The sequence below is a fragment of the Blastochloris viridis genome, from assembly GCF_001402875.1.
Taxonomy (GTDB): domain Bacteria; phylum Pseudomonadota; class Alphaproteobacteria; order Rhizobiales; family Xanthobacteraceae; genus Blastochloris; species Blastochloris viridis.
Window position 1 is genome coordinate 3,509,685 of the sequence record NZ_CP012946.1, and the last position, 23,523, is coordinate 3,533,207.

Consider the following 23,523-nt stretch of genomic DNA (forward strand, 5'->3'; position numbering starts at 1 on the left):
CCGAAATACTAAATCTTATACATGACGAGCCTCGTCAAGGTTTCTCGCCCGATGAGGCGTGCGCGACACATTTCAGGGGCATCGTCCATGGCGTTTCAGTCTCTCTCCTCATTGCGCTTCAGCTCCGCGCTTCACGCGGGACTGCTTGGCGCAGTCAGTCTGCTCGCCGTGGACACCGCGCTGGGCCAAGAGGCGTCGACCGACGGCGTATTGCTGGAAAGCGTGACTGTCGAAGGGACGCAGGAGCGCGGCGACGGCCCCGTCCAAGGCTACGTGGCACGTCAGAGCCAGGCCGGCACCAAGACCGACACGCCCATTGCCGAGACGCCGCAATCCATTTCCGTGGTGCCGCGACAGCAGATGGAGGACCAGCAGGTCGAATCCGTCGCCGAGGCGCTGCGCTACACGCCCGGCGTGTTTTCGGAGTATCGCGGCGCCTCGAACGTGCGCGACGAGGTGTTCGTGCGCGGCTTCTCCTATATCCCGCGCTATCTCGACGGCATGCTGGTGGGGGGCGACGCCGACTATTCCAAGATCTACCCCTATCTCCTGGAACGGGTGGAGCTGCTCGCCGGACCCTCTTCCGTGCTTTACGGCCAGGTCAACCCGGGCGGCATCATCAACATGGTGAGCAAGAAGCCCACCTTCACGCCCCTGCGCGAGGTGGAGTTCACCATCGGCAGCAACAACCTGTTCCAGGGCTCGTTCGACTATGCCGACCGCATCGTCGGCAGCGACACCATGGCGTTCCGCATCGTCGGCACGGGGCTTTCCACCAATCTGCAGGAAGACTTCACCAAGCAGCAGGGTTTTGCCGTCGCTCCCTCATTCACCTGGAGGCCGAACGACAACACCACCTTCACGATCCTGTCCGGTTTCGAATACGAGCCGGACTTCGGCTTCCGCAACTTCCTGGATGCCGCCGGGACGGTTTCGCCCATCGCCGGATACGGATACGTCCCGCGCACCTTCTTCGTTTCGGACCCGAACTTTGAGACCGAGGAGCGCACGCAGGCCTGGATCGGCTACGAATTCGAGCACAAGGCGAACGACGCCCTGACCGTGCGCCAGAAGCTGCGCTACTTCTGGGTGGACTATGAACAGAAGACTCTGGTGTGGGGCTGGACCAGCGCTGACCCCGATACCGGCGCCAACACCGTCGTGCACCGCACCGCCTCGGGCGGCGCCGATACCTGGGGCACCTTCACCAACGACAACCAGGTCGAGTTGAAGCTCGCCACCGGCCCGGTAGAGCACACCATTCTCACCGGCCTCGACTATCGCCATCGGGCTCGCGACTACAATTGGGGCTACGATTCAAACGTGCCCACCATCAGCCTCACCAACCCCATTTACGGCTATAATTTCGCCGGGGTGGTGCTCGACCCCAGCTCGGAACAGAAACTCGATGCGAGCCAACTTGGTGCCTATCTCCAGGACCAGGTGAAGATCGGTGACCTCCACCTCACCGGTGGCATCCGACAGGACTGGGCGGACACCTCCATCACCGAATACGTGACGCCGAGTTCCCTCGGCTACAAAGATTCCGCCTTCACCTATCGCGTCGGCGCGCTGTACACGTTCGCCAACGGCATCGCGCCCTATGCCAGCTACTCGACCTCGTTCGAGCCGGCCATCTATGCCCCGCCGGCGGGCGAGGCCCCGTTCACGCCCACCACCGCCGAGCAGTTCGAGGTGGGCGTGAAATATGCCCCGGAAGGCACCCGAACCCTGCTCACCGCCGCCTTCTACGACATCTGGCAGCAGGGCGTGGTGCAGAGAGTCTACGATCCCAACATCGGCGCCTACGTCTATGCGCAGATCGGCGAGGTCCATAATAGCGGCTTTGAGTTCTCCGCCCGCTCCGAGATCAACAAGAACATTTCTGTCATCGCGAGCTATTCATACATCGACTCGACGATCACCGAGACCGGCGTCACTGAAGAGCTGGGAAAGACGCCTGCGCGCATTCCCCAGAACATGGCGTCCCTCTGGGCGACGTATTTCATCGATGAGGGCCGATTCAGGGGCCTCACCCTCGGCGGCGGCGTACGATATATTGGAGAGAGCTGGGGCAACAATGCCAATACGTTCGAGGTCTCGTCCTATACTCTCTTCGACGCCATGTTGAAATACGATCTCGGCGCGCTGGACAGCCGCCTCAAGGGGGCTGCGCTACAGCTGAACGCCAAGAATATCGGCGATCTCACCTATGTCGCGTCTTGCCAGAACGCCTATGCTTGCTTCTATGGGGAGGGCCGGTCCGTGACCGCGTCGCTGAAATATACGTGGTGAGACCGCCCGTCGTGGCGCTTCTCCTCGCCGCGGTGCTGGTGACTGCCCCGGCACACGCGGCGCCGCCTGCCTCGCTGCGCCTCGACGCGGGCGTGGCGGAGCCGGTTGACGGGCTCGCAGCCGGAGCGCGCGCGGCCTTCGATCTCGCGGCGGCGACCGGGGACTATGTCCGCGGTGAGATTGCCGTGACGGCCGGGCGCTTCGACCTGGACCTCGTCGGACCCGGCGGCCACCATGTGCGGCGCCTCGCGAGCGACCTCGACGCGCCGGGTGGCTTCCAGTTCATCGTGGCCGAGGCCCCGGTCCGCCTCGTCGTCACCGCGCGCACGGGCGGCGGCGGCGCGACACTCTCCGTCGCCGCCAAGGTCGCACCCGCCGCGCAGAAGGCGCCGACAGCCCAGTTTGTGAGCCCCGCCATCGCCGCCCTCGCCACGCATGTCGCCGCAGGCGGCAGCACCGACGCCTTCTGGCAGGAGCGGGCACGGCAGGGAACGCCCCTCGTCGAGCCTGGACCGCCCGGCATGGCCGTGGTCACCTTCGTCGCCCGCGGTGCGCGGCGCAACGTGCGCCTGCTCGGTGCACCCTCGGGTGACCATGAGTGGATGGACCGGCTGGGCGAGAGCGACACCTGGTTCAGGAGCTTCCTCGTCCCTGAGGACACGCGCCTCTCCTACAAGCTCGCCCCCGACGTGCCGGACCTGCCCGGGACACCCCGCGAGCAGCGAATGGCGATCCTTGCGACGGCTCAGGCCGATCCACTCAACCCTGCGCCCTGGCCCACCCTCGCCCCGGACCCCTTCAACCAGGAGTCGACGCTGGAACTGCCCCGTGCGCCGGCGCAGCCGGGCCTCGACGACCGCGGCGCGCCCAAGGGCACCCTGGCGGAATTCCGCCTCCGCAGCGCCCGCCTCGGCAACGCCCGCACCATTACCCTCTACACCCCGGCCGGGTTCGATCCCGCCGACCAGCGCAACGTGCTTCTGCTGGTTTTTGACGCCCGTGCCTATCTCACCAAGGTGCCCACCCCCACCATCCTCGACAACCTGATCGCGAACCGGCGGCTGCCGCCCATGATTGCGGCCTTCATATCCGAGGTCGATCCGCGGACGCGCGCCCACGAACTGCCGGGCAATCCTGCTTTCGCGGATTTCATGGCGGAGCAGGTCCTGCCCCTCGTCGGCGAGAAGACCGGCACCCGTATCCCGGCTTCGCGCACCATCCTCGCGGGCTCCAGCTTCGGCGGGCTTGCCGCCGCGACCATCGCGCTTCGGCATCCCGACCGTTTCGGCAATGCTATCGCGCTGTCGGGCTCCTTCTGGTGGCATCCCGACGATGCCCCCGCCGATGCGCCGGAGCACGTGGCGGACCTCGTGGCGCGCAGCCCACGCAAGGCCGTGAGGTTCCACCTCACGGCCGGCATGTTCGAGGCGGGCCATACGGGCACAGCCGGAATACTCGACACCTCGCGCCACTTGCGTGATGTGCTGCGGGCGAAGGACTATGATGTGAGTTACCGCGAATATGCCGGAGGGCACGATTATCTCGTCTGGCGCGGCGCCCTGGCCGACGCCCTCCTCGCCCTGGTGCCGCGCCTTTGAGGGTCTCCGCCAGGTCCCGCCGGCCGCGCCTGCGGGGACGCGCCGTCCGCCGGGACGTGCTGGTGCCGGCGCGCTGCCAGATCCCGCCGGCACCAGCACTCCTATTCGTGCTCCCGCTCCGCGGTCAGGCGCGCGGATGCCCGACGACGACACCCGCGCCCAGCACGCCGGTCAGGAGATCGTCGATCTCGTTGGGCTGACGCAGCCGGACGACGGTGGTCGTCTTGCTCATCGCGTGTCATTCCAACGACCCCGGATGCTGACGCCTGGGTCCGTTGAAGTTGGCAGATTTTCGTCCTTGAAATCAATGGTTTCACGAAAATCTGCCATCGGAGCCAACGGTCGGCTGCCGCCGCCGTGGGTATCACGCTCCCTTTGGAAGGATTGGGCAGGCTGGTTACCCGCCCCGATACGGCCGCCGTCATCACCCAGCCCCGCCAGAACTCAAATCTTAACCTGCGGCCTCAGGGGGTCATCGCCGGACGCCGAGTTACCGTTATGCGCGGTCTCTTGACGCGCGCGCAGTTTCGGCGCTCTTTGGCCCGTCATTGACGGCAACGTTTATGGGGTGAGGGGCAGGGCATGATTTGGTTGCTTGTAGGTGTGGCCTTGGGTTTTGTTTTGCCTTTGCTGGTGATTCCCAGCACGCTTAAGAATATCTACAAGGAACGCGGGCAGGCCGCGGCCATCAGGGTGTGGTTGCTCGCTTCGGCCCTCGCCGTCCCCGGCATGTTGCTGTTCGTCTGGGTGGTCGCGCTGTTTTTCATGGGGTGACCGCACGCGAACCGCCCCGGGTTTGCCGGACGCTGTTCACTTCGGCCGGCCGCTAGCCGGCTTGGTACAACGCGACGCGTCCCCACGCGGGCCTTGGCCGGCGGACGCCGGATCAGGCCATCTCACCACCCGCCGCTTCTCGCGCCGGCGTGACCAAGGCGCAAGCCCACTTGGCGGGTCACACCACGCTGTTCAAATCAGCGGGGCGGCCTTTGTTCAGCTTTGATGCGCCGGTTCATATGCCGCTACGGCACGCGTGGTCTTGATCCGTTGTTGCCGCGCCATCCAACAGCGGGAGCCCGATCGCCCATCATCAGATTCCGGCATGGCTTTCAGCCCGGCGTCGGGCGGCGCAGGGCGCCTTCAACGACCACGTGAGGGGCGCCATCAGGTGACGGCGTAACGCGGGCCGCCACGCCCCATACCGCCGCGAGAATCTCCGGGGTCAGTGCCTCGACAGGGGTGCCGACCGCAGCGACTCGGCCGTGGTCGAGCACCACCACCCGGTCGGCCCAGCGCGCCGCCAGATTGAGGTCGTGCAGCACGACGATCACGCTGCGGCCCTCGCTGGCCAGCGCCCGCACCGCCGCCATCACGGTGACCTGGTGGCGCAGGTCGAGTGCGCTGGTCGGCTCGTCGAGCAGGAGCAGTTGCGGCTCGCGCACCAGTGCCTGGGCGAGGCTCACCATCTGGCGTTGGCCGCCCGACAGGCGGTCGAGCATTTCGAGCGCCAAGTCGGCGATGCCGAGCCGATCGAGCACCGCGAGCGCCCGGCGGGCCGGGTCGCCGGCAAGTCCCTCGGGCGGGGACGCCTCGAAGGCGGCGACAACCGATTCGAGCACGCTCAGCGCCACTCCTTGGGGCAGCGCTTGCGGCATGAAGCCGACGAGCGCGGCACGCGCCGCGAGCGGCAGCCGCATCAGGTCCTCGCCATCGAGCCGCACCGTGCCGTGCGCCCGCACCAGGCCGGCGAGCGCGGCCAGGAGCGTCGACTTGCCGGCCGCATTGGGGCCGATCAGCGCCGTGACGGTGCCGGCCGCAATCGCCGGCAGGGTGAGGTTCTCGATCACCGGCCGGCGCGGATAGCCGGCCGACAAATCCGCGACGATGAGCGTGCCGTTTCGCATCATCCACCTCGGCGGGTCAGCACGAGGGTGAGGAAGATCGGCACCCCGATCAGCGAGGTGATCAGGCCGATCGGCAGCACGATGCCGGACACCGCGGTCTTGCTGGCACAGGAGGCAAGCGACATCAGCACCGCGCCGGCAAGCGCACTGGCCGGCAGGAAGAAGCGGTGGTCCTCGCCGATCAACAGGCGGGCGATGTGCGGGCCGACCAGCCCGACGAAGGCGATGACGCCGACATAGGCGACCGCAGCGCCGGTGAGCAGGCTGAGGCGAACCAGCGAGAGCAGCCGCAGCCGGGCGACATTGATGCCGAGGCTCTTGGCGCGCTCGGGACCGAGGCGGAGCGCGGTGAGGGGCCACGCCGCGGCGAGCGAGAACGGTGCGACCATCGCCAGCACGCCGGCCAGGATCATGACCTTCTCGGACGTCGCGCGGGACAGGCTGCCCATGGTCCAGAACACGAGCTGCTGCAGCGCCTGCTCGCTGGCGACGAACTGGGTGAGCGCCACCAGGGCGTTGAAGGTGAAGAACAGGGCGATGCCGAACAGCACCAGCGTGTCGCCGCTGCGGCGCAGACGTCCGAGCACCTGGAGCAGCAGCGCCGAGCCCAGCGCACAGACGAACGCGTTGAGCGGCACCGTCCAGGTCGCCGGCACGCCGGGCAAACCGAGGCCGAGCACGATGGCGAGCGCCGCCCCGAAGGTCGCGGCCGCCGACATGCCGAGCGTGAACGGGCTGGCCATCGGATTGTTCAGCACGGTCTGCATCTCGGCGCCGGCGAGTGCAAGTGCCGCGCCGACCAGCAGCGCCATCACCGCCTGGGGCAGCCGCACCTCGAACACGATGACGCGGGCCGTGCGGGCGAGCTCGTCGGGGAACATCAGGCCGTGCAGCACCTGGGCGGGCGCGAGCGCCGACGGCCCGGTGACGAGATCGAGCGCAAAGGCGGCGAGCGCCGCGGCCGCGAGCGCCGCCAGCACCAGCACGCGCCGACGTACGCGCTGCCGGTGCCCGGCAAGCGCCGACGCGGCGACCGCCGAGAGCTCGCCGGTGCCCGCCATGGTCATGCGCTTGCCCAGAAGGTGCCAAGGAACGGCACCGGCAGGAACCGCGTGTTGATCTCGCGCAGGCTGGCATCGGGATCGACGTCGCCGAACAGCGTTGGATGGAACCACTTGGCCAGCACCTCCACGGCCAGGGTGTTCAGCGCCATGTTGCCGAGCAGGTGCCACAGGCCATGGACGCGGCCATGCTTCACAGCGTTGATCTCGGCGATGCCGGGGCGCCGCGCCAGCGCGGCGAGCAGCGCCCGCGTCTGCGCGGCGTCGACGCCCGGGCCGATCACCAGCCCACCGGTGCCCGCCAGGTGGGTGCCGCCGGTCGCGACATAGACCTCGGGATCGCGCTCCAGCACGTATTCGAGACTGACCGGACCGATCGGCTGCTTCAGCACGTCGGCCGCGATATTGTGGCCGCCGGCAGCGGCGATGAACGCGCCCAGGGTGGCGCGGCCTGGCGAATTGCAGCAGTCCTGAAAGCCAGCGTGGGCGTGCATCAGCACGGTCGGAATCGGCGGCGTCGCCTCCGCGAGGCGGGTGCGCACCCGCTCCAGGCGGCTCCGGCAGAACGCCACATAGGCATCGGCCTGCGCCTCGCGGCCGAGCAGCCGGCCGAGCAGGGCCATGCTCGGCAGCGTGTTCTTGAGCGGATCAGTCATGAAATCGAGGAACACCACCGGGACGCCGGCCGCCTCGAACCGGTCGATGGTCTCCTGCGACCGCGCCGACGGGCCGTAGCCGCCGCTGAAGATGGCGAGGTCGGGCTCGCTGGCGAGCGCCTGTTCGACCGAGAAGCTCTCGGCCGTGCCGTGGCCGATGATCGGAACCGCGTCGATGGCCGGGAATTTGTCGCGATAAAGGCCGTAGGTCACCGTGTCCTGGCGCTTCAGATCGGCCGGCCAGCCGGCGAGCAGCGACACCGGGTCGGGATGCACCAGCGCCATGGCGAGGAGATGACGGCCCTCTCCAAGCACGATCCGGCGGACCGGGCGCGGCACGGCCACGGTGCGCCCGGCAACGTCGGTCACCGTGATCATGTCGGCCGCAACGGCGCGGACGCACGGCCCGCAGGCACAGGCCGCGAGAGCGGAGGCGACGAAGGCGCGGCGGTCGATGCTCATGTCAGCGCGGTCCTCGCTCGTCCCGCAACGGCCGGCCCAGCGCCAGCGTGACGGCGCGCGAGATCGCGGCCGGCAGCACCGAGACGTGGTCCTCGTCGGGGAATTCGACGAAATGGGTGCGAAGGCCGCGGGCGGCGAGCGGCGTCAGCCGAGCAGCGAGTTCGCGGGCGTTGCCGACCATCCGGTTGCCACGTTTCCAGGCGGTTCGCCCGGCCAAGTCAGCGCCGGCGATCTCGACCGTCGTCGGCTCCTGCTCACAGCCGCCGATGGTGATCAGCAGGTCGATGTCGAGCGGCGTTGCGGCCGCCGCGAAGCCCTGCGCGTACGCCAGCACGGCGCCGTCGTTGAACCAGATCGACGGGCTCGCCGCCGCGTAGGTCCGAAACAGGGCCGGGCGGGTGAACAGGGCATACAACGTGCACAGGCCGCCGAACGAGTGGCCGAACAGCGCCCGCCGGGCCGGATCGAGCGGCAGCTCGCGGCCGATCGCCGGCAACACCTCGTCGGCGACGAAATCCAGGAACGTGTCGGCGCCGCCGGTCGGCGGCCAGGCGGTGCCGTCCGGCCGCGGCGGCATCCGCGCCACCTTGCCCGGCGGTGTGTAGTCGAGCGTCCGTCCCGCCATGTCGAACGGCTCGTCGGTGGGGTAGCCGATGCCGATCACCACCGCGGGCGCGACACCGCTCACGCCGGGGCGAAGGGAGCGCAGCCGCACCGCCTCCGCCAGAGTGGCGAAGGCGGCGTTGGCGTCGAGCATCACGATCGCCGGATAGCCGGCGGCCGGCGGCGGCACCGCCGGCACCGCGACGAAGACGCGGTAGTCGCGCCCCTGGCGCGATCGCATCGGCCGCAGCCACGTGCCGGGCAGATCGACGCGGCGGCAAGCCGCGAACGGGACACGTTGAGTCATGGCCACGCTGCTTTGCGACGATCGAAGTTGGAGCAACGGTTCCATCCGTTTCACCAGCGATAAGTCAGCTTGCCCATGACGACGCGGCCGCTGCCATAGAAGCACTGTGTCGCTGACGCGCAGGCCGAGACATATTGCTTGTCGGCCACGTTGGCGATGTTGACCGCGGCCTTCCAGCCCTTGAGGTCCGGGGACATCTCGGCGAAGTCGTAGTGAACTCCGAGATCGAACAGCGTGTAGGCGGGCACCACCATGGCGTCGCTGTTGATGGCGTCGCCGTAGGACTGGCCGACATAGCGCACGCCGCCGCCGAAGCCGAGACCGCGCATCGGCCCGGCCTGCAGCGTGTAGTCGACCCACAGCGAGGCGGTATGGTCGGGAACGCCGATCGGCACCTTGCCCTCGATCGGGATGCCGCTGGTCACCACCGGACTCTTGGCGACACGGATGTCGGTGTACGAATAGGCGGCGATGACGTCGAGGCCCTGAAGCGGCGTCATCTTGGTGCTAACCTCGACGCCGCGCGAATTGACCTCGCCGAGCTGCATCTGACAGTAGATGCCGGCAGCGGAGCAGAGCGGATAGATTGAACTCCTGTGCGAGGAATCAGAGGTGAGCACGTTCTGCTGGGTGATGTCGAACAACGACACCATCACCATGCCGGGGAACCAGTGCGGCTCGTACTTGAGGCCGATCTCGTACTGTTCGCCCGTGGTGGGCACGAACGGCGAGCCGGTGTAGTCGGTCCCGAGCGTCGGCTCGAACGAGGTCGAGTAGCTCGCATAGGGCGCAAGGCCGTTCTCGAATAGATAGGTCGCGCCGGCGCGCCAGGTGGTCGCCTGGTCGGAGGGCTCGGCGTGGTTGCTCACCGCGCCGGTGACCTGCGAGTCGGCCTTGGCCCAGTCGTGCCGCACGCCGAGCAGAAACGCCCAGTTTTCAAGACGCATCTGATCCTGGGTGTAGAGCCCGAGCTGAGTGCGGCTCTGGTCGGTCCGGCTGGTGAGCGCAGGCTCAACGATCGGGGTGTAGACCGGATTCAGATAGTTGATATAGGTCGCTGCGCCGGTGCCATAGACCGCATCCGCCGAGGACCATTGGTAGTCGAGGCCGGCCAGCACGGTGTGGCGTAGCGGACCGGTGTCGAACTTGGCCTGGGCGTGGGTGTCGACCGCCGCAGCGTCGAACGACTCGATGTAGTGGGTGCTGGTGCGGGCGAGACAGAGATTGGCCGTCGTTCCCGCCCCACAGGTGCTGCCGGTCGCAAAGCCGGTCGCCGGCAGCGCCTTGAAGTCCGAGTCGACGTGAATGTAGCGAAGATTCTGACGCACGGTCCAGACGTCGTTGAAACTGTGCTCGAACTCGTAGCCGATCGCCGACTGCTCACGGTCGTGCCCGTTGTAGAACGGGTTGCCCGAGAAGAAGCTGCGCGGGATCTGTCCGTTGGGGTTGGCCTGCAGGGTCCCGAGCGCCGGCAGCCAGTTCTGCTGGAAGCTATTCGGGTCGTGGTCGTAGCTGGCGTAGAGGGTCAGCGTGGTGTCCGCGTTGGGCCGCCACGTGAACGACGGCGCGATCAGACGACGCTCGCTCTCGGTATAGTTCACGTCGGTATCGGCGTTCCGGCCAAGGCCGATAATGCGATAGAGCAACTTGCCGTCGGAATCGACCGGGCCGCCGACGTCGAAGCCGAACTGGAGAAGCTTGGGATCGCCGATCCCGACCATTATTTCCCGGAATGGCACCTCGGTCGGCCGCTTGCTGATCAGGTTGACCATGCCGCCGAGATTGTTCTGCCCGTACAGCACCGAGGCCGGACCGCGCAGCACCTCCACGCGCTCGAGCAGATAGGGATCGATCGAGGGCATGGCGTAGGAAACGCCGCGCGGCAGCCGCAACCCGTCCCAAAAGTGGAGATAGTTCGCGTTGGCCCCGAAGCCGCCGAAGCCGCGGATGAAGACGTTGTCGAAGCGGTCGCCGACCCGGGTCTCCGAGACGACGCCCGGTTCGTAGCGGAGCGCCTCGGCCACGCTCTTGGCCCCCTGGGCCTCCATCTGCTGGCGGGTCACCACGGTGATCGACTGCGGCGTCTCGATCAGCGCGGCGTCGGTCTTGGTGCCGCTGATGCTTCGCTCGGCCACGATGCCGTTGGCCGGGCCGCGCGCACCGGTGCCAGCGCCCCCGCCATTTGCCGCACCACCATCATTGCCGGCGTCCTCGTCGCCGCGCTGACCCTCGACGGTGATGGGGGCAAGCTCGGTGCTCTGGGCCCGTGCGGTTGCGATCACGACGCCGGACAGCATCGTTCCTGCTAGCAAAACCGCGGCAAACCGTACGGACTTGTTGAAGTCGGCCTCCACGCGCATCCTCTGTCCCCATCGACGCCCCAACCCGTCATGGGGTCGTCGGCCCCACGGCGGTGGGAAGGAATAACCGAGCGATGCCGGGAAAGACCATTTGCTGTAGCATGTAATGTGTTTGCGGGATCATCAAATAACGATAACGGAGTTCCTGTGGACCTCAATTCGATCCGATCAAATTTAGAGCGCTTCAAAACATCTGAAAAATTCGGCCGTACATTTGAGTAATTACAATAAACGTATACGTGGCGGATATTGACGAGTGTCGACCTACCCCTTACTTCTACATTTATGTTCATTCGAACGGCACGCTCATGACGAGCAGACGTCTGCCGGCGCACGTGGTGCGGCACGGCGATTTGAAGGCGTTCGCGGCCGGCCATGAGTTCCGTGTTGTCGCGCCGTCTCTCGACGATCATGCGGTGTTGCTGCGCGGTGAGTTTCGGCGCGAGCGGTTGCGCTCCGGGCTGATCCTGCACACCGCCGACACCACCGATCTGTACGATCTCGAAACTTGCTCGGTGCAGGAGGCGGGCCTGACGCTGTCGCTATTTCTTGATGGGGGCGTAACGATTTGGCAGGGCGACCGGGCTTTCCAGATGGGTCGCACCACTGGCGATCACGGAGCGATTGAGGCGGTCATGATCTCACGCGCCCAGCGTGAAACGTTCAGGCGCCAGTCGATGCGCGGCACTCACGTCCGCAAGGTCAACATCACGGTGCTGCCGCACTGGCTGGAGGAAAGCGGACTGGACGCGGTCGCCGATCATCGCCACGCCCACGCCTTCAGCCGCACCCATCTCGCCGCGGTGCGCTGGCGCTCGTCCCCGCGACTGCTTTCGCTCGCCGAACAAATGCTGGCCCCGCCAGCATTCGCACCGATGCTGCGCAAGCTCTATTGCGAGAGCCGGGCCATCGATCTCATCACCGAGGCGTTGCAGGTCGTCGCTCAATCGGATCAGGAGACAGACACACCGTTACGGCCACGCGACCTTCAGCGCGTGCGCGCGGTGCGCGACTTCATCGAGGCACACTTGGACGATGCGGTGACGCTTGCCGCGCTCGCCCGCCACGCTGGCATGAGTGTCAGTTCGCTGCAGCGTGTTTTCCGCGCTGCCCAAGGAACGACGGTGGTCGACTACGTGCGCAGTCGCAAGCTCAGGCGGGCGCGCGAGGCGCTGGAGCGGGACGGCCTTTCGGTGAACGAGGTGGCGTTCCTGGCTGGTTACGCGAGCCCGGCCAATTTCGCGACGGCGTTCAAGCGGGCCTTCGGTGTCCCGCCTCGGAATTTCCGCGCCCGCGTGTAGCCACCGCTTCGTGTTCATCGCGGAAGAGACCGTCAACGGCACCCGATCTCCCTCACCATCGGCCCGAACGGCGTCGCGACGGGGCGCTTCTCAACCTGGGTGAAACCGGCCTCGCGCATCACAGTCACGATGCGGCCACGGCTGATCCAATCTTCAAGATAGCCGACGAGATCGCTGCCGGCGCTGGCGAGATTGATCGTCGCAGACATCCCGAGTCTGCGTTGGTTTCGCCAAGCCAGCTTGGCTGTTCACAGGCGGAACGCCGCTCCGCAGACCTGTCCAGATTTCCGGAGCCATCTCGCCGCTCCCGCGGTCACAGCAACCCTCACGCTCCAACGAATGTCGATCGGTCCCAATCAGCCGGATTTCGGATCATTTCGGCCGACAAGCGCCCGGCCCGGCGGCGTTTCAGTCCGGTTCCGGCCGGCGACGGAGCCGCTTGGTCGTGCCCGATTTCGCCTTGGTCTCCAGCCGCCGCTTGACCGCGCCCGCGCTCGGCCGGGTCGGCCGCCGGCGCTTGGGCTCCACCGTGGCACGGCGGATCAGGTCGAGCAGGCGCTCGAGCGCGTCGGTGCGGTTGGCGTCCTGGGTGCGGAACCGCTGGGCGGTCAGCACCACCACGCCGTCCTTGGTGGCGCGCCGCCCGGCGAGCTTGAGCAGGCGGGTGATCACCGGCGCCGGCAACGAGGGCGAGCGCAGCGCGTCGAACCGCAGCTCGACCGCGGTCGCGACCTTGTTGACGTTCTGACCACCCGGCCCGGCCGCGCGCACGAAGCTCTCTTCGATCTCGCGTGGGTCGAGTTCAAGGCTGGCGGTGACGCGGATCATCCCAGCTCCGTTGCAAACCGCAAAACCGCCCGCGGCGGTTTCAGCCGAGGAACGGGTTGCTCGCGCGCTCCTCGCCGATGGTGGTCGCCGGGCCATGGCCGGGCAGGCACACCAGATCGTCACCGAGCGCGAACAGCTTGGTCTTGATCCCGCTGATCAGCGCCGCGTGGTCGCCGTAAGGGAAATCGGTGCGGCCGACCGAGCCGCGGAACAGGATGTCGCCGACCAGTGCGAAGCGGTCCTCGGCGTCGATCAGCGCGACCGAACCGGGGCTGTGCCCGGGAATGTGCAGCACGTCGAACGCCAGCTCGCCAACGGTGACGCGGTCGCCCTCGCTCAGCCAGCGGTCGGGCGTCACCGGCCGGGCGCCGGTGAGGCCGAACAGGCTGGCCTGGGTGGCGATGCCGTCGAGCAGAAACTGGTCGTCCTGGTGCGGTCCCTCGACCGGCACCCCGAGCGCCTCCGCCAGCTCGGCGGCGCCGCCGGCGTGGTCGATATGGCCATGGGTGAGCACGATGCGCTCGACCGTGACCTTGAGTTCCGCCAGCGCCTCGGCAATGGCATCGAGGTCGCCGCCGGGATCGACCACCGCGGCACGGCCGGTGGCCGTGCACATCACGATCGAGCAGTTCTGCTGGAATGCAGTGACCGGAACCACCGCGACCTTGAGCGCGGGCTTCGTGTCGGAGCGTGTCATCGGGCCGCCTTTCTGGCGCGGACGGAGTGCGTCCGTGTCGCAGTCCGGCCGGTTCGCGGTCAAGAGGTAAATCCGTCGGCGGTTTCGCGCGGTGTCCTACCGCTCCACGATCATGCCGCGCGAGGTGACGACCACCGGCCGGCCGCCGCGGCTCTCGATCGCCTCGACCCGGCCGAGGCCGGGCAAGGGCGTGCCCACCGCGACCTCGAACACGCCGCGGCGGCTCTCCACCAGCGCGACGCCGTGGGCAACCTGGCGCAGCACCCAGCCGCGGGCGATGTCGGCTTTCCCGGTCGCCGGCTTGGCCGGCTCGGCCGCGGCGCGCGCCGGGATCGCGGCGGTGATGTCGGACAGCGCCGGCATGGCGGCGGCGACGGCGGCCTCGGCCGCGGTCTTCACGCGGGCATCGAGGCCGGCTTCGAGCTCGGCCAGCCGGGCGTCGGCGTCCGCCTGGGTGCGCTCGCTGCGGTCGAGACGGTCGGCGAACGGAGCGAGGCGGGCGCCGGTGGCGCGGGTCTGGGCATCGACGGCGGCAAGGCGGTCCTTGAGCGCGGCGACCTCGGCCGCCAGCGCGGCGACCTGGTCGGTCTGGCGCGGCTCGCGGAGCTGGGGCTCATGGGTCAGGGTCCAGGCCAGCGCGCCGGTCGACACCGCCAGCGCCAGCGTGGCGGCGATCAGGGCGATGCGGCCGTCGGCGGGCGCTTGGGTGGCGGCGGGCGCGACGGCGAGGTCGGGCGCTTGGACCGCGGCGGCGGGGTGAAGCGCCGCCTGGGCCGGGGCTGCCGCCGCGATGGCGGGTTCGGCGTACGGGGCGTCGTCGGCCTCCGCCGGGTCGGCCGGGCTTGCCGCCGAGTCTTCGGTGCAGGCGACCAGGGGGAACGCCGCCCCGGCTTCGGCCGTCGGCAGGATCTGGATGTACTCTTTGTACATCCCGCGCCGTTTGGTCATGGCATTTGTCCAGAGGGAGAATTCACCTTCAGGTAACTAATTACGTCTTACCAATTGGTTACCGCGGCCGGCCGCGCTATCACCGTCCACCATGGTCACATCGCCGCTGTCCGCCGACGAAGTTGAGCGTTACGCCCGTCATATCGTGCTGCGCGAGGTGGGCGGGCCTGGGCAACAGGCGCTCAAGCGGGCGCGCGTGCTGGTGGTCGGCGCCGGCGGCCTCGGCTCGCCGCTGCTGCTCTATCTTGCGGCGGCGGGCGTCGGCGCGCTCGGCATCCTCGACGACGACACCGTCGCGCTGTCCAACCTGCAGCGTCAGGTGCTGCACGCCACCGCGGACGTCGGGCGCGCCAAGACCGCCAGCGCCGCCGCCGCCATCGCCCGGCTCAACCCGCATGTTGCGGTAACCGCGAACGCGGTACGGCTGACGCCGGCCAATGCGCGCGATCTCGTGCGCGGCTGGGACGTGGTCGCCGACGGCTCGGACAACTTCACCACCCGCTATGCGGTGTCGGACGCCTGCTGCCTGGAGCAGCGGCCGCTGGTCACCGCCGCCCTCGGCGCGTTCGATGCCACCATCACCACGCTGAGGCCGTTCGAGACCGGGCCGGACGGCGAGCCCAACCCGACCTATCGCTGCCTGTTTCCGGAGCCGCCGCCGCCCGGCGCGGTGCCGAGCTGCGCCGAGGCCGGGGTGCTCGGCGCGCTGGCCGGCGTCGCCGGCAGCCTGATGGCGCTGGAGGTCATCCGCGCCGTGGTCGGGTTCGGCACGCCGCTGGTCGGCCGGCTGTTGATGATCGACAGCCGGGCGATGCGGTTCGAGACGCTGTCGTATCGCTGGGACCCCGACAATCCGCTGACCGGCCGCGCCGTCACCGCGCCGGGCGGCGGACCGGCCTGATCCAGCTTGCGGTTGATCGCGTCGTGATTGCACCGCGGTGACGACCGGCGGTGGATGGGTCGCATTTTACGCTTTGTGTTTCCGGTTTAGATCGACTTTTCCCGCAAATCGAATGCCTCTGTTCGGCTAATGCGACGCAAAAGCGGATCCGCAAAAAAAGTCTGCGTGGTTACCGAACCTTTTCTGCGTTGCCACGACCAACGGATCGAGCGGCGACCTTGCTGGGGAATGGGGGCGATGAGCAGTCGGGTGAAGGATGCGTTCCAGGCGGTTTGGGCGGCCAATCGCCAATTGTCGACGGTGCTGGAGGCTGACTATCCGCCCGACACCCCGATCCGCTGGCAAACCCGGACCGGCGGCCCGATCTATGAAGGCCGGGTCGTCGAAAACTGTTACGGCGACCGTATCGTGGTCCGTAACAGCCGGACCGGCCGCGTCTACCCGATCTATGCCTCCTGGATCGTATCCTGACCGTCCGCGGCGCCCGCCCGCACGTTGCGCTGGCGCCCGCGGTCCGATCGACCGCGGCGTGGGGTTCGGATCGTTATGCGGCGGCCGGCTGAGACGGCGCGGGGATGATCGCATCACGATCCCGAACACGGCCGAAAAGGTCTTGTTCGGACGGGGTTTTGCCGCCCGCGGACGACGCGACGCCGGCCCGATCGGCCTGATTTCGGCTCAGCCGGCGGGATGCGGCACCGCCGTGCGCGCCAACCCTTCGGCGAGCCCGATGGTCGCGGTAAACCCGAGCAGGTCGGTCGCCGCCGCGGTGGCATAGCTGGCATCGCGGGCGAACAGCGCGATCTCGCCGGGCAGCGGCGCCAGCGCCAGGCGTCGCCCGCCGGGCAGCCCGAGCCGGCGCCAGATCTTCGCCATCAGCCCCGCCTGTCTTAGCCAAAGCTCGCCCCGGCCGATTCGGCGCAGCTCCGGCGTGCCGATCCTGGCCGCCAGCGCGGCGAAATACCCGTTCCAGCGCGGCGTGTCCGGGCCCACCACGTTGAGGGTGGCGCAACGCAGCCTGGGGTCGGTCTCGGCGGCGGTCAGCCGTTCCGCCGCGACGCCGATCAGCGCCACGACGTCGTCGACGTGCACCAGCGCGGCGCGGCCTTGCGCGGCGTCGAACCGCCCCCACGCCCCGACGGCGATCCGCTCGGCGAGCTTGTCGATCCAGAACCGGCTGCCGGTGCCGTAGACGATGCCGGGGCGCAGGATCAGCGCCCGGCGGTGCGGCTCGGCGTCGGCCCAGGCGCGGACCAGCCGCTCGCAACCGGCCTTGGCGGCGCCGTAGGCGTCGAGCGGCGCCGGCGGCGTGGTCTCGTCGATGGCGCCGGTGCGGCCGCCATAGACCGCGACCGAGCTCAGATAGATCAGGGCGGTGGTGCCCGCGGCGGTCATGGCGTCGAGCAGGGTGGCGCACTGCGCCGCCATCTTGGCCGGCGCCCCCACCGCGGCATGAACGACGAGGCCGACGCCCGCGACGGCGGCGCGCACCGCGGCGGCGGCGTCGAGATCGCAGGGTGTCGGCGTTGCCGACGGCGGCAGCACGCGCGGTATCCGCGCGCCGCGAACGCCGGCGCGCACCGGCCGCCCTGTCGCGGCGAGGCCGGCGACCACCGCCGAGCCGATAAAACCGGCAGCGCCGGTGACGAGGATGGCGTCGGCAGCGGGCGAACACCTCATGGGCGGACCTCGGTCGGGTTGGCGCGGCGGGCGCGGACCAGCGCGATCAGGCTGCGGAGTGCCGGCCGTGCAAACACGGCGAGCAACAGGAGATAGATCGCCACCCCGAGCAGCACCAGCAAAGCGAGGGTGAGGGCGGCGTTCAGTGCCGGCAGCGCGGTGGCGGCGGCCCACACCGCGAGTCCCATTGCGCCGGCCAGCAGCCACGCTGGCAGCAGTGCCATCAGCCGCCCGGTCCGCGACCAGACCAGGTGGCGCGGCCGCAGCCCGATCGCCACCGCCACCTGCGTCGCATCGCCGGCGATGCGCGACAGCCCGACACTGATCGGCCCCAGCCCGCTCGCCCCGACCAGGACGGCCACGGTGGCGGCGAACGCGGCAACATTGGCGACGACGCTGTATTCCGGGCGGGCGATGGCCGACAGCGCGGTGTAGATCAGGCGGGCCGGGATCACGATGGCGCTGCCGAGCGCCAGGCACACCGCGATGTCGACCGCCTCGTCCCAGCCAGGCCCGGCGACGATCGGCAGCAGCACCGGCAGCACCGCCGCCATGCCGATGAACACCGGGGTGCTGACCAGCGCGGCCTGGGACACCACCGTCTCGGCGCGGCGCTTCAGCTCGGCGATGTCGCGCTGGGCGGACGCGAAGAAGAAGAATGCTAGATTATGCCCGGTCGCGGCGATGGCGCCGCGAATCGGCTCGATGAACCGCATCGACATGTTGACGTAGCCGAGCACGGTGACGCCGTAGATGGCGCCGACGACGTTGTTGAAGACCAGGAAGGTGACGTTGTCGACCAGCCGGTCGAAGAAGGTCAGCCCGGCGAAGCGGCCGAGGCTTTTCAGCTGCGACGACGACCATCGTGGTACGACGACGATGCCGAGCCGCAGTTGCAGCACCACCGCCCGCGCCGCGGCGATGACGACGCGCTGCGCGATCAGCGACCACAGGCCGAAGCCGAGCACCACCATCAGGATCGACGTCGCGACGCCGATCAGGTTGCCGACCAGCGTGGCGATGGCGACCTCGTTGAAGCGGCGGTGGCGGCGGGCCAGCGCGGTGACGATGTCGGAATGGCCGCTGAAGAAGATCGTCAGCATCGCCACCGGCAGCAGCAGCCGCATGTCCGGCTCGCCATAGGCCTCCGCGAGCAGCCATCCGCCGGCAATCGACAGCGCGAGCAACACCAGGCCGACCAGCCACGACGCCGCCAGCGCCGCCTCGAGCGCGGCCTTGCGCAGCACCCGGCGCTGCGCCAGCGCCTCCTCGAACGGCATGCCGACGAACACCGCGGCGACCGCCACCACCGTCAGCACCAGCGCGGTGATGCCGAAATCGCTCGGCGCCAGATAGCGCGAGAACACCACGGTGCTGCCGGTCAACAGCACCAGCCGGCCGAGCGCGTCGAGCCCGGCCCAGCCGACCCAGCCGATCAGGCGCGTGCCCGGTCCGGTCCCGGACTTGGTTTCCGCACTCACCTCGGCTTCCTCCCTCGCGATCTGCGGTCGGCGCGCCGCCCGGAACGATGACGCAAGCCCGGCGAGGGACCAGCCTCGCACCGAAACCTTTATGCTTGCCAGCGTGCGCCACACCGCGCGCGCCGCCGCCGCCGCCCGGCCCCGCATAACCAAGGCGGGCGTCGCAGCGATGATAGCGCTAAAGTGGCATTTCCCCATCGCCGCGGCCAGCCGTGGCGCCGGCTGCGGCGCGGTGCCGGCAGCGAATCGTCTTTGATCGGGGAGGGTGCGGCGAGGTCGTTTCCGCGGTCACGACGGGATCGGAAACCGTATCCGCCGGCGCGCCGCCAAACCGCTGCAATCCCGCCGACGGCTCGCCCGAAGGCGATGTCGCTAGGTCTGCCGGAAAATGTCAGGGAATGGATGGTGGGCGCACAAGGGCTCGAACCTTGGACCCGCTGATTAAGAGTCAGCTGCTCTACCAACTGAGCTATGCGCCCCAGCGAGGAGTTTGCTCCCCGCGAGTGGGCGGCTAGGTAACAGAGCAAACCGTGGGTGTCCAGATCGTTGGCGAAGAAAGTCCACAGCGGTGGACCGCCAACGGCAACCGCTGCCGGAATTCTGGCGCAGGGCGTTGCCGCCCGACGCCGGCGGCGTTGACGATCCGGCGGCGACGCAAGGCCGCGGGTCGGCCGGAAACCGGACGCCGGCGCGGTGGCCGCCAGATCCCGGCCAGAACCGGCCGAGCCCCGGCCAGATCGCCGCCAAGCTCCGGTCGCCGGAATTCGTGCGCCGCAAATTCGGGCGGCAGGGTCAGGTTGCCCTGACACCCGCAACGCGGACGCCAGGGCGGGCCGTTGGTGTCGATGGCTGCCGCCACCGATTCTGACCGTCGGTCAATCGAGGTCCGAATCAAGAATGGCAATCTGCAGATTGTAGGACAGGTCGCCGTCCTCATCGTCGCGGAACAGCACGCCGACGAATTCGTCGCCGATATAGAGCTCGGCCGAGTCCTTCTTCTGGGGTCGCGCACGTACCTTGACGCCGGCATTGTTGAAAAGGCGCTTCAAATAGCGGTCGAGCTTGGAAATTTCTTTTGCGTCCACGCCGCGCTCCTGATCGTGATGGGGTGGCGGACCCTAGGCCGCCGGGCACGGCGGAGCAAGCGCCGCGCGGCGCCATCTGGACCCTGAAACTGGTGACAGGACGTTAACGCGCGCGCATCAAATCGCCGCCGCGCTCAGTATGGCGTGCCGTCATTGTGGAGAAGCCGGCGCCGACCGTCGGGGCCGGGCGCGGCGAGCAGGTCGTGGTCGGGATAGTGGACGGTGTCGCTGTGCGGCGCCCGCGTGCCGACCTCGAGATAGCGCGCCGTCGCGGCGGTGCGGTTGACGAAGTGGTGGGCGTTCGCCACCCCGGCCTTGAAGCCGACGAACTCGCCCGCCTGCAGCACCTGCGCCCCGGCGTCGTCGACCAGCGTGATCTCGCCGGCCAGCACGAACACGAACTCGTCCTCGGCCGCGTGCCAATGCCGGAGCGCGGAGGCGGCGCCGGGGGCAAGCTCGGTGAGGTTGACGCCGAACTGGTCGAGCCCGAAGGCGTTGCCGAGGGCGTATTTGGTGCGGCCGGCGGTGATGGCGTCGAGAGGTGGCGGATAGAGCGTCGCGGTGCGCGGCGCGATGTCGGCCAGCGTCTTCTTCATAGCATGCTGAGCAGCACGCGGTCGGGCGGCCGGTGGCCGTCGATGAAGGTCTTGATGTTGACGATGACCTTCTCGCCCATGTCGATGCGGCCTTCCAGCGTCGCCGAGCCCATGTGCGGCAGGATGACAATGCGGCCGGCGCGGGCGAGCTTGATCAGCTTGGGGTTCAGCGCCGGCTCGTTCTCGAACACGTCGAGCCCGGCGCCAGCGAGTTCGCCGGCCTCGACCATGCGGATCAGCGCCGCCTCGTCGACCACCCCGCCGCGGGCGGTGTTGACGATGTAGGCGTCCTTCTTCAGCAGCTTCAGCCGCCGCGCCGACAGCAGGTGGTAGGTCGCCGGGGTATGCGGGCAGTTGACCGAGACGATGTCGACCCGCGCCAGCATCTGGTCGAGGCTTTCCCAGTAGGTCGCCTCCAGTGATTGCTCGACCACCGCCGGCAGCCGGCGGCGGTTGTGGTAGTGGATCTGCATGCCGAAGGCGCGGGCGCGGCGCGCCACCGCCGAGCCGATCCGGCCCATGCCGACGATGCCGAGCCGCTTGCCGGCGATGCGCCGCCCGAGCATCCAGGTCGGCGCCCAGCCCGGCCATTCGCCGTGCTGCAGCACCTCCAGCCCTTCGACCAAGCGGCGCGGCACCGCGAGGATCAGCGCCATGGTCATGTCGGCGGTGTCGTCGGTGAGGACGCCGGGGGTGTTGGTCACGGTGATGCCGCGCGACATCGCCACCTGCACGTCGATGTGGTCGACGCCGGTGCCGAAGCTGGCGATCAGCTTCAGGTTCGGCCCGGCGTGCGACAGCACGGCGGTGTCGATCCGGTCGGTCACCGTGGGCACCAGCACGTCGGCGCTCGCCACCGCCGCGGCCAGCTCGGCCTGCGACATCGGATGGTCGTCGTCGTTGAGGCGGGCGTCGAACAATTCGCGCAGGCGCGTCTCGACCGCCGCGGGCAGCGCGCGCGTGACGATGACCAGGGGCTTTGTCTTGGCCGGCATGTGGGGACCCCGAAACCCGATAAATACAATTTTAACCGGCCGAGCCGACTGTCGTCATCGGCGGACGGGGATTCCTCTCTACCAGACGGGTTCGGAAACTCAAGGCAGGCGGGGCCGAGGACCGGCATGCATCGATCGAAAGTGGAGCGAATACCGACGCTCTGCACGCGGTAGGGATCGTCCATTGATGCGTTGGGTCGGAGTGGTGCTGATCGGGGCTGTGGCCGTTGCCGCGGCCGGAATGGTCGCGACCAAAGCCTCGCCACCGGCGCGCCCGGCCGAGGAGATCAACCGCGGCACCTATTCCGGCCTGCCGATCCCGCGCTTCGTCAGCCTGAAGGCGGACCGCGTCAACGTGCGCGGCGGCCCCTCCCGCGAGCACGAGGTGGTCTGGGTGTTCACCAAGCCCAGCCTGCCGGTCGAGATCACCGCCGAGTTCGAGACCTGGCGGCGGATCCGCGACGTCGACGGCCAGGAGGGCTGGGTCTACCACTCGCTGCTGTCGGGCCGGCGTACCGCGGTGATCGCGCCGTGGTCGAAGGACATCTCCCTCGCGCTGCGCGCCGACCGTTCGGCCGAGGCCGGCGTCACCGCCCACCTGCAGCCGGGCGTGCTCGGTCTCGTGCGCGCCTGCCGCGCCGGCTGGTGCCGCCTTGCCGGCGAGGGGTTCGACGGCTGGATCCAGCAGGACCGGCTGTGGGGCGTCTACCCCAACGAAGTGATCGACTGATCGAAGGTCCGCACCGTCGCCTGGCCGCGGCATCTGCGTTGCCGCGCGACGATAGCCGCACACCGAAGCACCCGGAACCCTGGCGTAAGGCTGGCCGCGCGGGCGCGAAAAAGCACGTCTGCCGGTCGGCGATGTCGCCAACGGTGGCGGTCAGCTGGTGCTCTTGCGCCGGACCCGCACCACCACGTCGACCCGCGCCACCTCGTAGCCCGGCGGCGGCTCGGGCGTCTTGTCCATGTTCACCGCCGACAGGGGGATGTCGAGCAGCTCGTTCTCCCCCTCAAGAAAGAAGTGGTGGTGGTCGTGGACGTTGGTGTCGAAGAAGGCGCGGGAGCCGTCGAGCGCCAGCTCGCGGAGCAGGCCGACTTCGGTGAACTGGTGCAGCGTGTTGTAGACGGTGGCGAGCGACACCGGGAAGCGGGCGCGCTGGGCCTCCTCGTGCAGGATCTCCGCCGAAATGTGGCGGTCGCCCTTGGCGAACAGCAGCCAGCCCAGCGCCAGCCGCTGGCGGGTCGGCCGCAGGCCGGCTTCCTTCAGCATCTGGCGAACGTCGTGGAACGGACAGCCGGTTCGCGCGTGATGCAGCGACGGATCGCGCAGCCGCGCCACCGGCAGCATCTCGGCACCGGTCGGCGTCGCGTCGATTGAGCGATTGAAGCGAGGCAGCTCGTTCATCTTGGGTCGGTCGTCCATTGGTCCAAGCAGGCGCTCCGCCCATCCCCCGTCCACTGGTGGATTCGGCGCGCCCGCAGGTGATTCAAGCCCCTTGAAACCTGCTGGGCCGAGCTTGTCTTTCGTTCCCCGCATCCCGTTTGACGTCCTTTCGCCATCCGCCCGCGCACCTTAACGGCTGAACGCGGGGGCCGGACAGCGTAGGATGCCATCGAAGAGCGGTAATGTCCGCGTCATCATCATAGGGATGACGAGGGCATCTTGCAACTAGCTTGCAACAAGCGCTTTCACGAATGAGACCAGTTTGCGGACGCATAACGCCTTTCGCGTCGTTTGACGGCTTGGATGGCGGCATTTTCGTGTGTT

At 68.5% G+C, this 23,523-nt stretch carries 22 protein-coding genes and 1 tRNA gene; 7 read left to right on the forward strand and 16 right to left on the reverse strand.

The features are described from left to right. Positions 1 to 87 precede the first annotated feature (87 nt). The 3 genes from BVIR_RS15215 (at position 88) to BVIR_RS15225 (ending at position 4,667) form a co-directional block, all read left to right on the forward strand. On the forward strand, positions 88 to 2,295 hold the full coding sequence (locus BVIR_RS15215) for a TonB-dependent siderophore receptor (RefSeq protein WP_055038400.1): 2,208 nt from the start codon (positions 88 to 90) through the stop codon (positions 2,293 to 2,295). Between the two features lie 11 nt (positions 2,296 to 2,306). Next, entirely contained in the window at positions 2,307 to 3,893 is a 1,587-nt protein-coding gene (locus BVIR_RS15220; RefSeq protein ID WP_145911935.1) for an alpha/beta hydrolase-fold protein, read from the forward strand. A gap of 582 nt (positions 3,894 to 4,475) precedes the next feature. Beyond that, a complete protein-coding gene (locus BVIR_RS15225) occupies positions 4,476 to 4,667 on the forward strand; it encodes a hypothetical protein (protein ID WP_055038402.1) in 192 nt (63 codons plus the stop codon). A gap of 332 nt (positions 4,668 to 4,999) precedes the next feature. Here BVIR_RS15225 and BVIR_RS15230 read toward each other — a convergent pair whose 3' ends face one another. Genes BVIR_RS15230 through BVIR_RS15250 form a run of 5 tightly spaced genes read right to left on the reverse strand, consistent with a single transcriptional unit; the run spans position 5,000 to position 11,243 of the window. Beyond that, on the reverse strand, positions 5,000 to 5,797 hold the full coding sequence (locus BVIR_RS15230; protein WP_055038403.1) for an ABC transporter ATP-binding protein: 798 nt from the start codon (positions 5,795 to 5,797) through the stop codon (positions 5,000 to 5,002). Then, positions 5,794 to 6,861 carry a FecCD family ABC transporter permease gene (locus BVIR_RS15235; protein ID WP_055038404.1) on the reverse strand — a complete coding sequence of 356 codons (1,068 nt, stop codon included), beginning with the start codon at positions 6,859 to 6,861 and terminating at the stop codon, positions 5,794 to 5,796. The genes BVIR_RS15230 and BVIR_RS15235 overlap by 4 nt, the downstream gene beginning before the upstream one ends. After that, positions 6,858 to 7,973 (reverse strand): ABC transporter substrate-binding protein, encoded by a 1,116-nt coding sequence (locus BVIR_RS15240; RefSeq protein WP_055038405.1) that lies wholly within the window; start codon positions 7,971 to 7,973, stop codon positions 6,858 to 6,860. The genes BVIR_RS15235 and BVIR_RS15240 overlap by 4 nt, the downstream gene beginning before the upstream one ends. A gap of 1 nt (position 7,974) precedes the next feature. Continuing rightward, positions 7,975 to 8,883 (reverse strand): alpha/beta hydrolase, encoded by a 909-nt coding sequence (locus BVIR_RS15245; protein ID WP_055038406.1) that lies wholly within the window; start codon positions 8,881 to 8,883, stop codon positions 7,975 to 7,977. A gap of 50 nt (positions 8,884 to 8,933) precedes the next feature. Then, entirely contained in the window at positions 8,934 to 11,243 is a 2,310-nt protein-coding gene (locus BVIR_RS15250) for a TonB-dependent siderophore receptor (RefSeq protein WP_082417232.1), read from the reverse strand. Positions 11,244 to 11,482: 239 nt separating this feature from the next. Here BVIR_RS15250 and BVIR_RS15255 point away from each other — a divergent pair, with 239 nt between their 5' ends. Further along, positions 11,483 to 12,544 carry an AraC family transcriptional regulator gene (locus tag BVIR_RS15255; protein WP_145911934.1) on the forward strand — a complete coding sequence of 354 codons (1,062 nt, stop codon included), beginning with the start codon at positions 11,483 to 11,485 and terminating at the stop codon, positions 12,542 to 12,544. Positions 12,545 to 12,576: 32 nt separating this feature from the next. Here BVIR_RS15255 and BVIR_RS16995 read toward each other — a convergent pair whose 3' ends face one another. The 4 genes from BVIR_RS16995 to BVIR_RS15270 all read right to left on the reverse strand — a co-directional run bounded on the left by BVIR_RS16995 (position 12,577) and on the right by BVIR_RS15270 (position 15,017). Continuing rightward, positions 12,577 to 12,753, reverse strand: a complete 177-nt coding sequence (locus tag BVIR_RS16995) for a hypothetical protein (protein WP_156331047.1) — start codon at positions 12,751 to 12,753, stop codon at positions 12,577 to 12,579. 199 nt (positions 12,754 to 12,952) lie between these two features. Beyond that, on the reverse strand, positions 12,953 to 13,372 hold the full coding sequence (gene arfB, locus BVIR_RS15260) for an alternative ribosome rescue aminoacyl-tRNA hydrolase ArfB (RefSeq protein WP_055038409.1): 420 nt from the start codon (positions 13,370 to 13,372) through the stop codon (positions 12,953 to 12,955). 40 nt (positions 13,373 to 13,412) lie between these two features. Next, complete coding sequence (locus BVIR_RS15265) at positions 13,413 to 14,069, reverse strand: MBL fold metallo-hydrolase (protein WP_055038952.1); 657 nt, start codon at positions 14,067 to 14,069, stop codon at positions 13,413 to 13,415. Positions 14,070 to 14,165: 96 nt separating this feature from the next. Continuing rightward, the gene (locus BVIR_RS15270) at positions 14,166 to 15,017 is read right to left on the reverse strand and encodes a hypothetical protein (RefSeq protein WP_145911933.1); all 852 of its coding nucleotides are present in this window, start codon (positions 15,015 to 15,017) and stop codon (positions 14,166 to 14,168) included. Positions 15,018 to 15,108: 91 nt separating this feature from the next. Between BVIR_RS15270 and BVIR_RS15275 the strand changes: the two genes are divergently transcribed. Both BVIR_RS15275 and BVIR_RS15280 read left to right on the forward strand, forming a co-directional pair. Continuing rightward, positions 15,109 to 15,918 carry a HesA/MoeB/ThiF family protein gene (locus BVIR_RS15275; protein WP_055038411.1) on the forward strand — a complete coding sequence of 270 codons (810 nt, stop codon included), beginning with the start codon at positions 15,109 to 15,111 and terminating at the stop codon, positions 15,916 to 15,918. Between the two features lie 237 nt (positions 15,919 to 16,155). Next, positions 16,156 to 16,389: a hypothetical protein gene (locus tag BVIR_RS15280; RefSeq protein WP_055038412.1), complete on the forward strand. Its 234-nt coding sequence runs from the start codon at positions 16,156 to 16,158 to the stop codon at positions 16,387 to 16,389. Between the two features lie 207 nt (positions 16,390 to 16,596). Here the strand turns inward: BVIR_RS15280 and BVIR_RS15285 are convergent, their stop codons facing one another. The 6 genes from BVIR_RS15285 to BVIR_RS15310 all read right to left on the reverse strand — a co-directional run bounded on the left by BVIR_RS15285 (position 16,597) and on the right by BVIR_RS15310 (position 21,755). After that, entirely contained in the window at positions 16,597 to 17,598 is a 1,002-nt protein-coding gene (locus BVIR_RS15285; protein WP_055038413.1) for an NAD-dependent epimerase/dehydratase family protein, read from the reverse strand. Beyond that, positions 17,595 to 19,079, reverse strand: a complete 1,485-nt coding sequence (locus BVIR_RS15290) for an oligosaccharide flippase family protein (protein ID WP_236823625.1) — start codon at positions 19,077 to 19,079, stop codon at positions 17,595 to 17,597. Before BVIR_RS15290 ends, BVIR_RS15285 begins: the two co-directional genes overlap by 4 nt. A gap of 403 nt (positions 19,080 to 19,482) precedes the next feature. Beyond that, a tRNA-Lys gene (locus BVIR_RS15295) sits at positions 19,483 to 19,558 on the reverse strand. Positions 19,559 to 19,954: 396 nt separating this feature from the next. Continuing rightward, a complete protein-coding gene (locus tag BVIR_RS15300) occupies positions 19,955 to 20,164 on the reverse strand; it encodes a DUF3126 family protein (protein WP_055038414.1) in 210 nt (69 codons plus the stop codon). A gap of 134 nt (positions 20,165 to 20,298) precedes the next feature. Then, entirely contained in the window at positions 20,299 to 20,760 is a 462-nt protein-coding gene (locus BVIR_RS15305; protein ID WP_055038415.1) for a cupin domain-containing protein, read from the reverse strand. Next, positions 20,757 to 21,755, reverse strand: a complete 999-nt coding sequence (locus BVIR_RS15310) for a 2-hydroxyacid dehydrogenase (protein ID WP_055038416.1) — start codon at positions 21,753 to 21,755, stop codon at positions 20,757 to 20,759. The genes BVIR_RS15305 and BVIR_RS15310 overlap by 4 nt, the downstream gene beginning before the upstream one ends. 187 nt (positions 21,756 to 21,942) lie before the next feature. Between BVIR_RS15310 and BVIR_RS15315 the strand changes: the two genes are divergently transcribed. Beyond that, positions 21,943 to 22,485 carry an SH3 domain-containing protein gene (locus BVIR_RS15315; RefSeq protein WP_171841646.1) on the forward strand — a complete coding sequence of 181 codons (543 nt, stop codon included), beginning with the start codon at positions 21,943 to 21,945 and terminating at the stop codon, positions 22,483 to 22,485. Positions 22,486 to 22,635: 150 nt separating this feature from the next. On the opposite strand, the gene irr is transcribed toward BVIR_RS15315, so the two are convergent. Beyond that, positions 22,636 to 23,103 carry a Fur family transcriptional regulator Irr gene (irr, locus tag BVIR_RS15320; protein WP_145912080.1) on the reverse strand — a complete coding sequence of 156 codons (468 nt, stop codon included), beginning with the start codon at positions 23,101 to 23,103 and terminating at the stop codon, positions 22,636 to 22,638. Positions 23,104 to 23,523 lie beyond the last annotated feature (420 nt).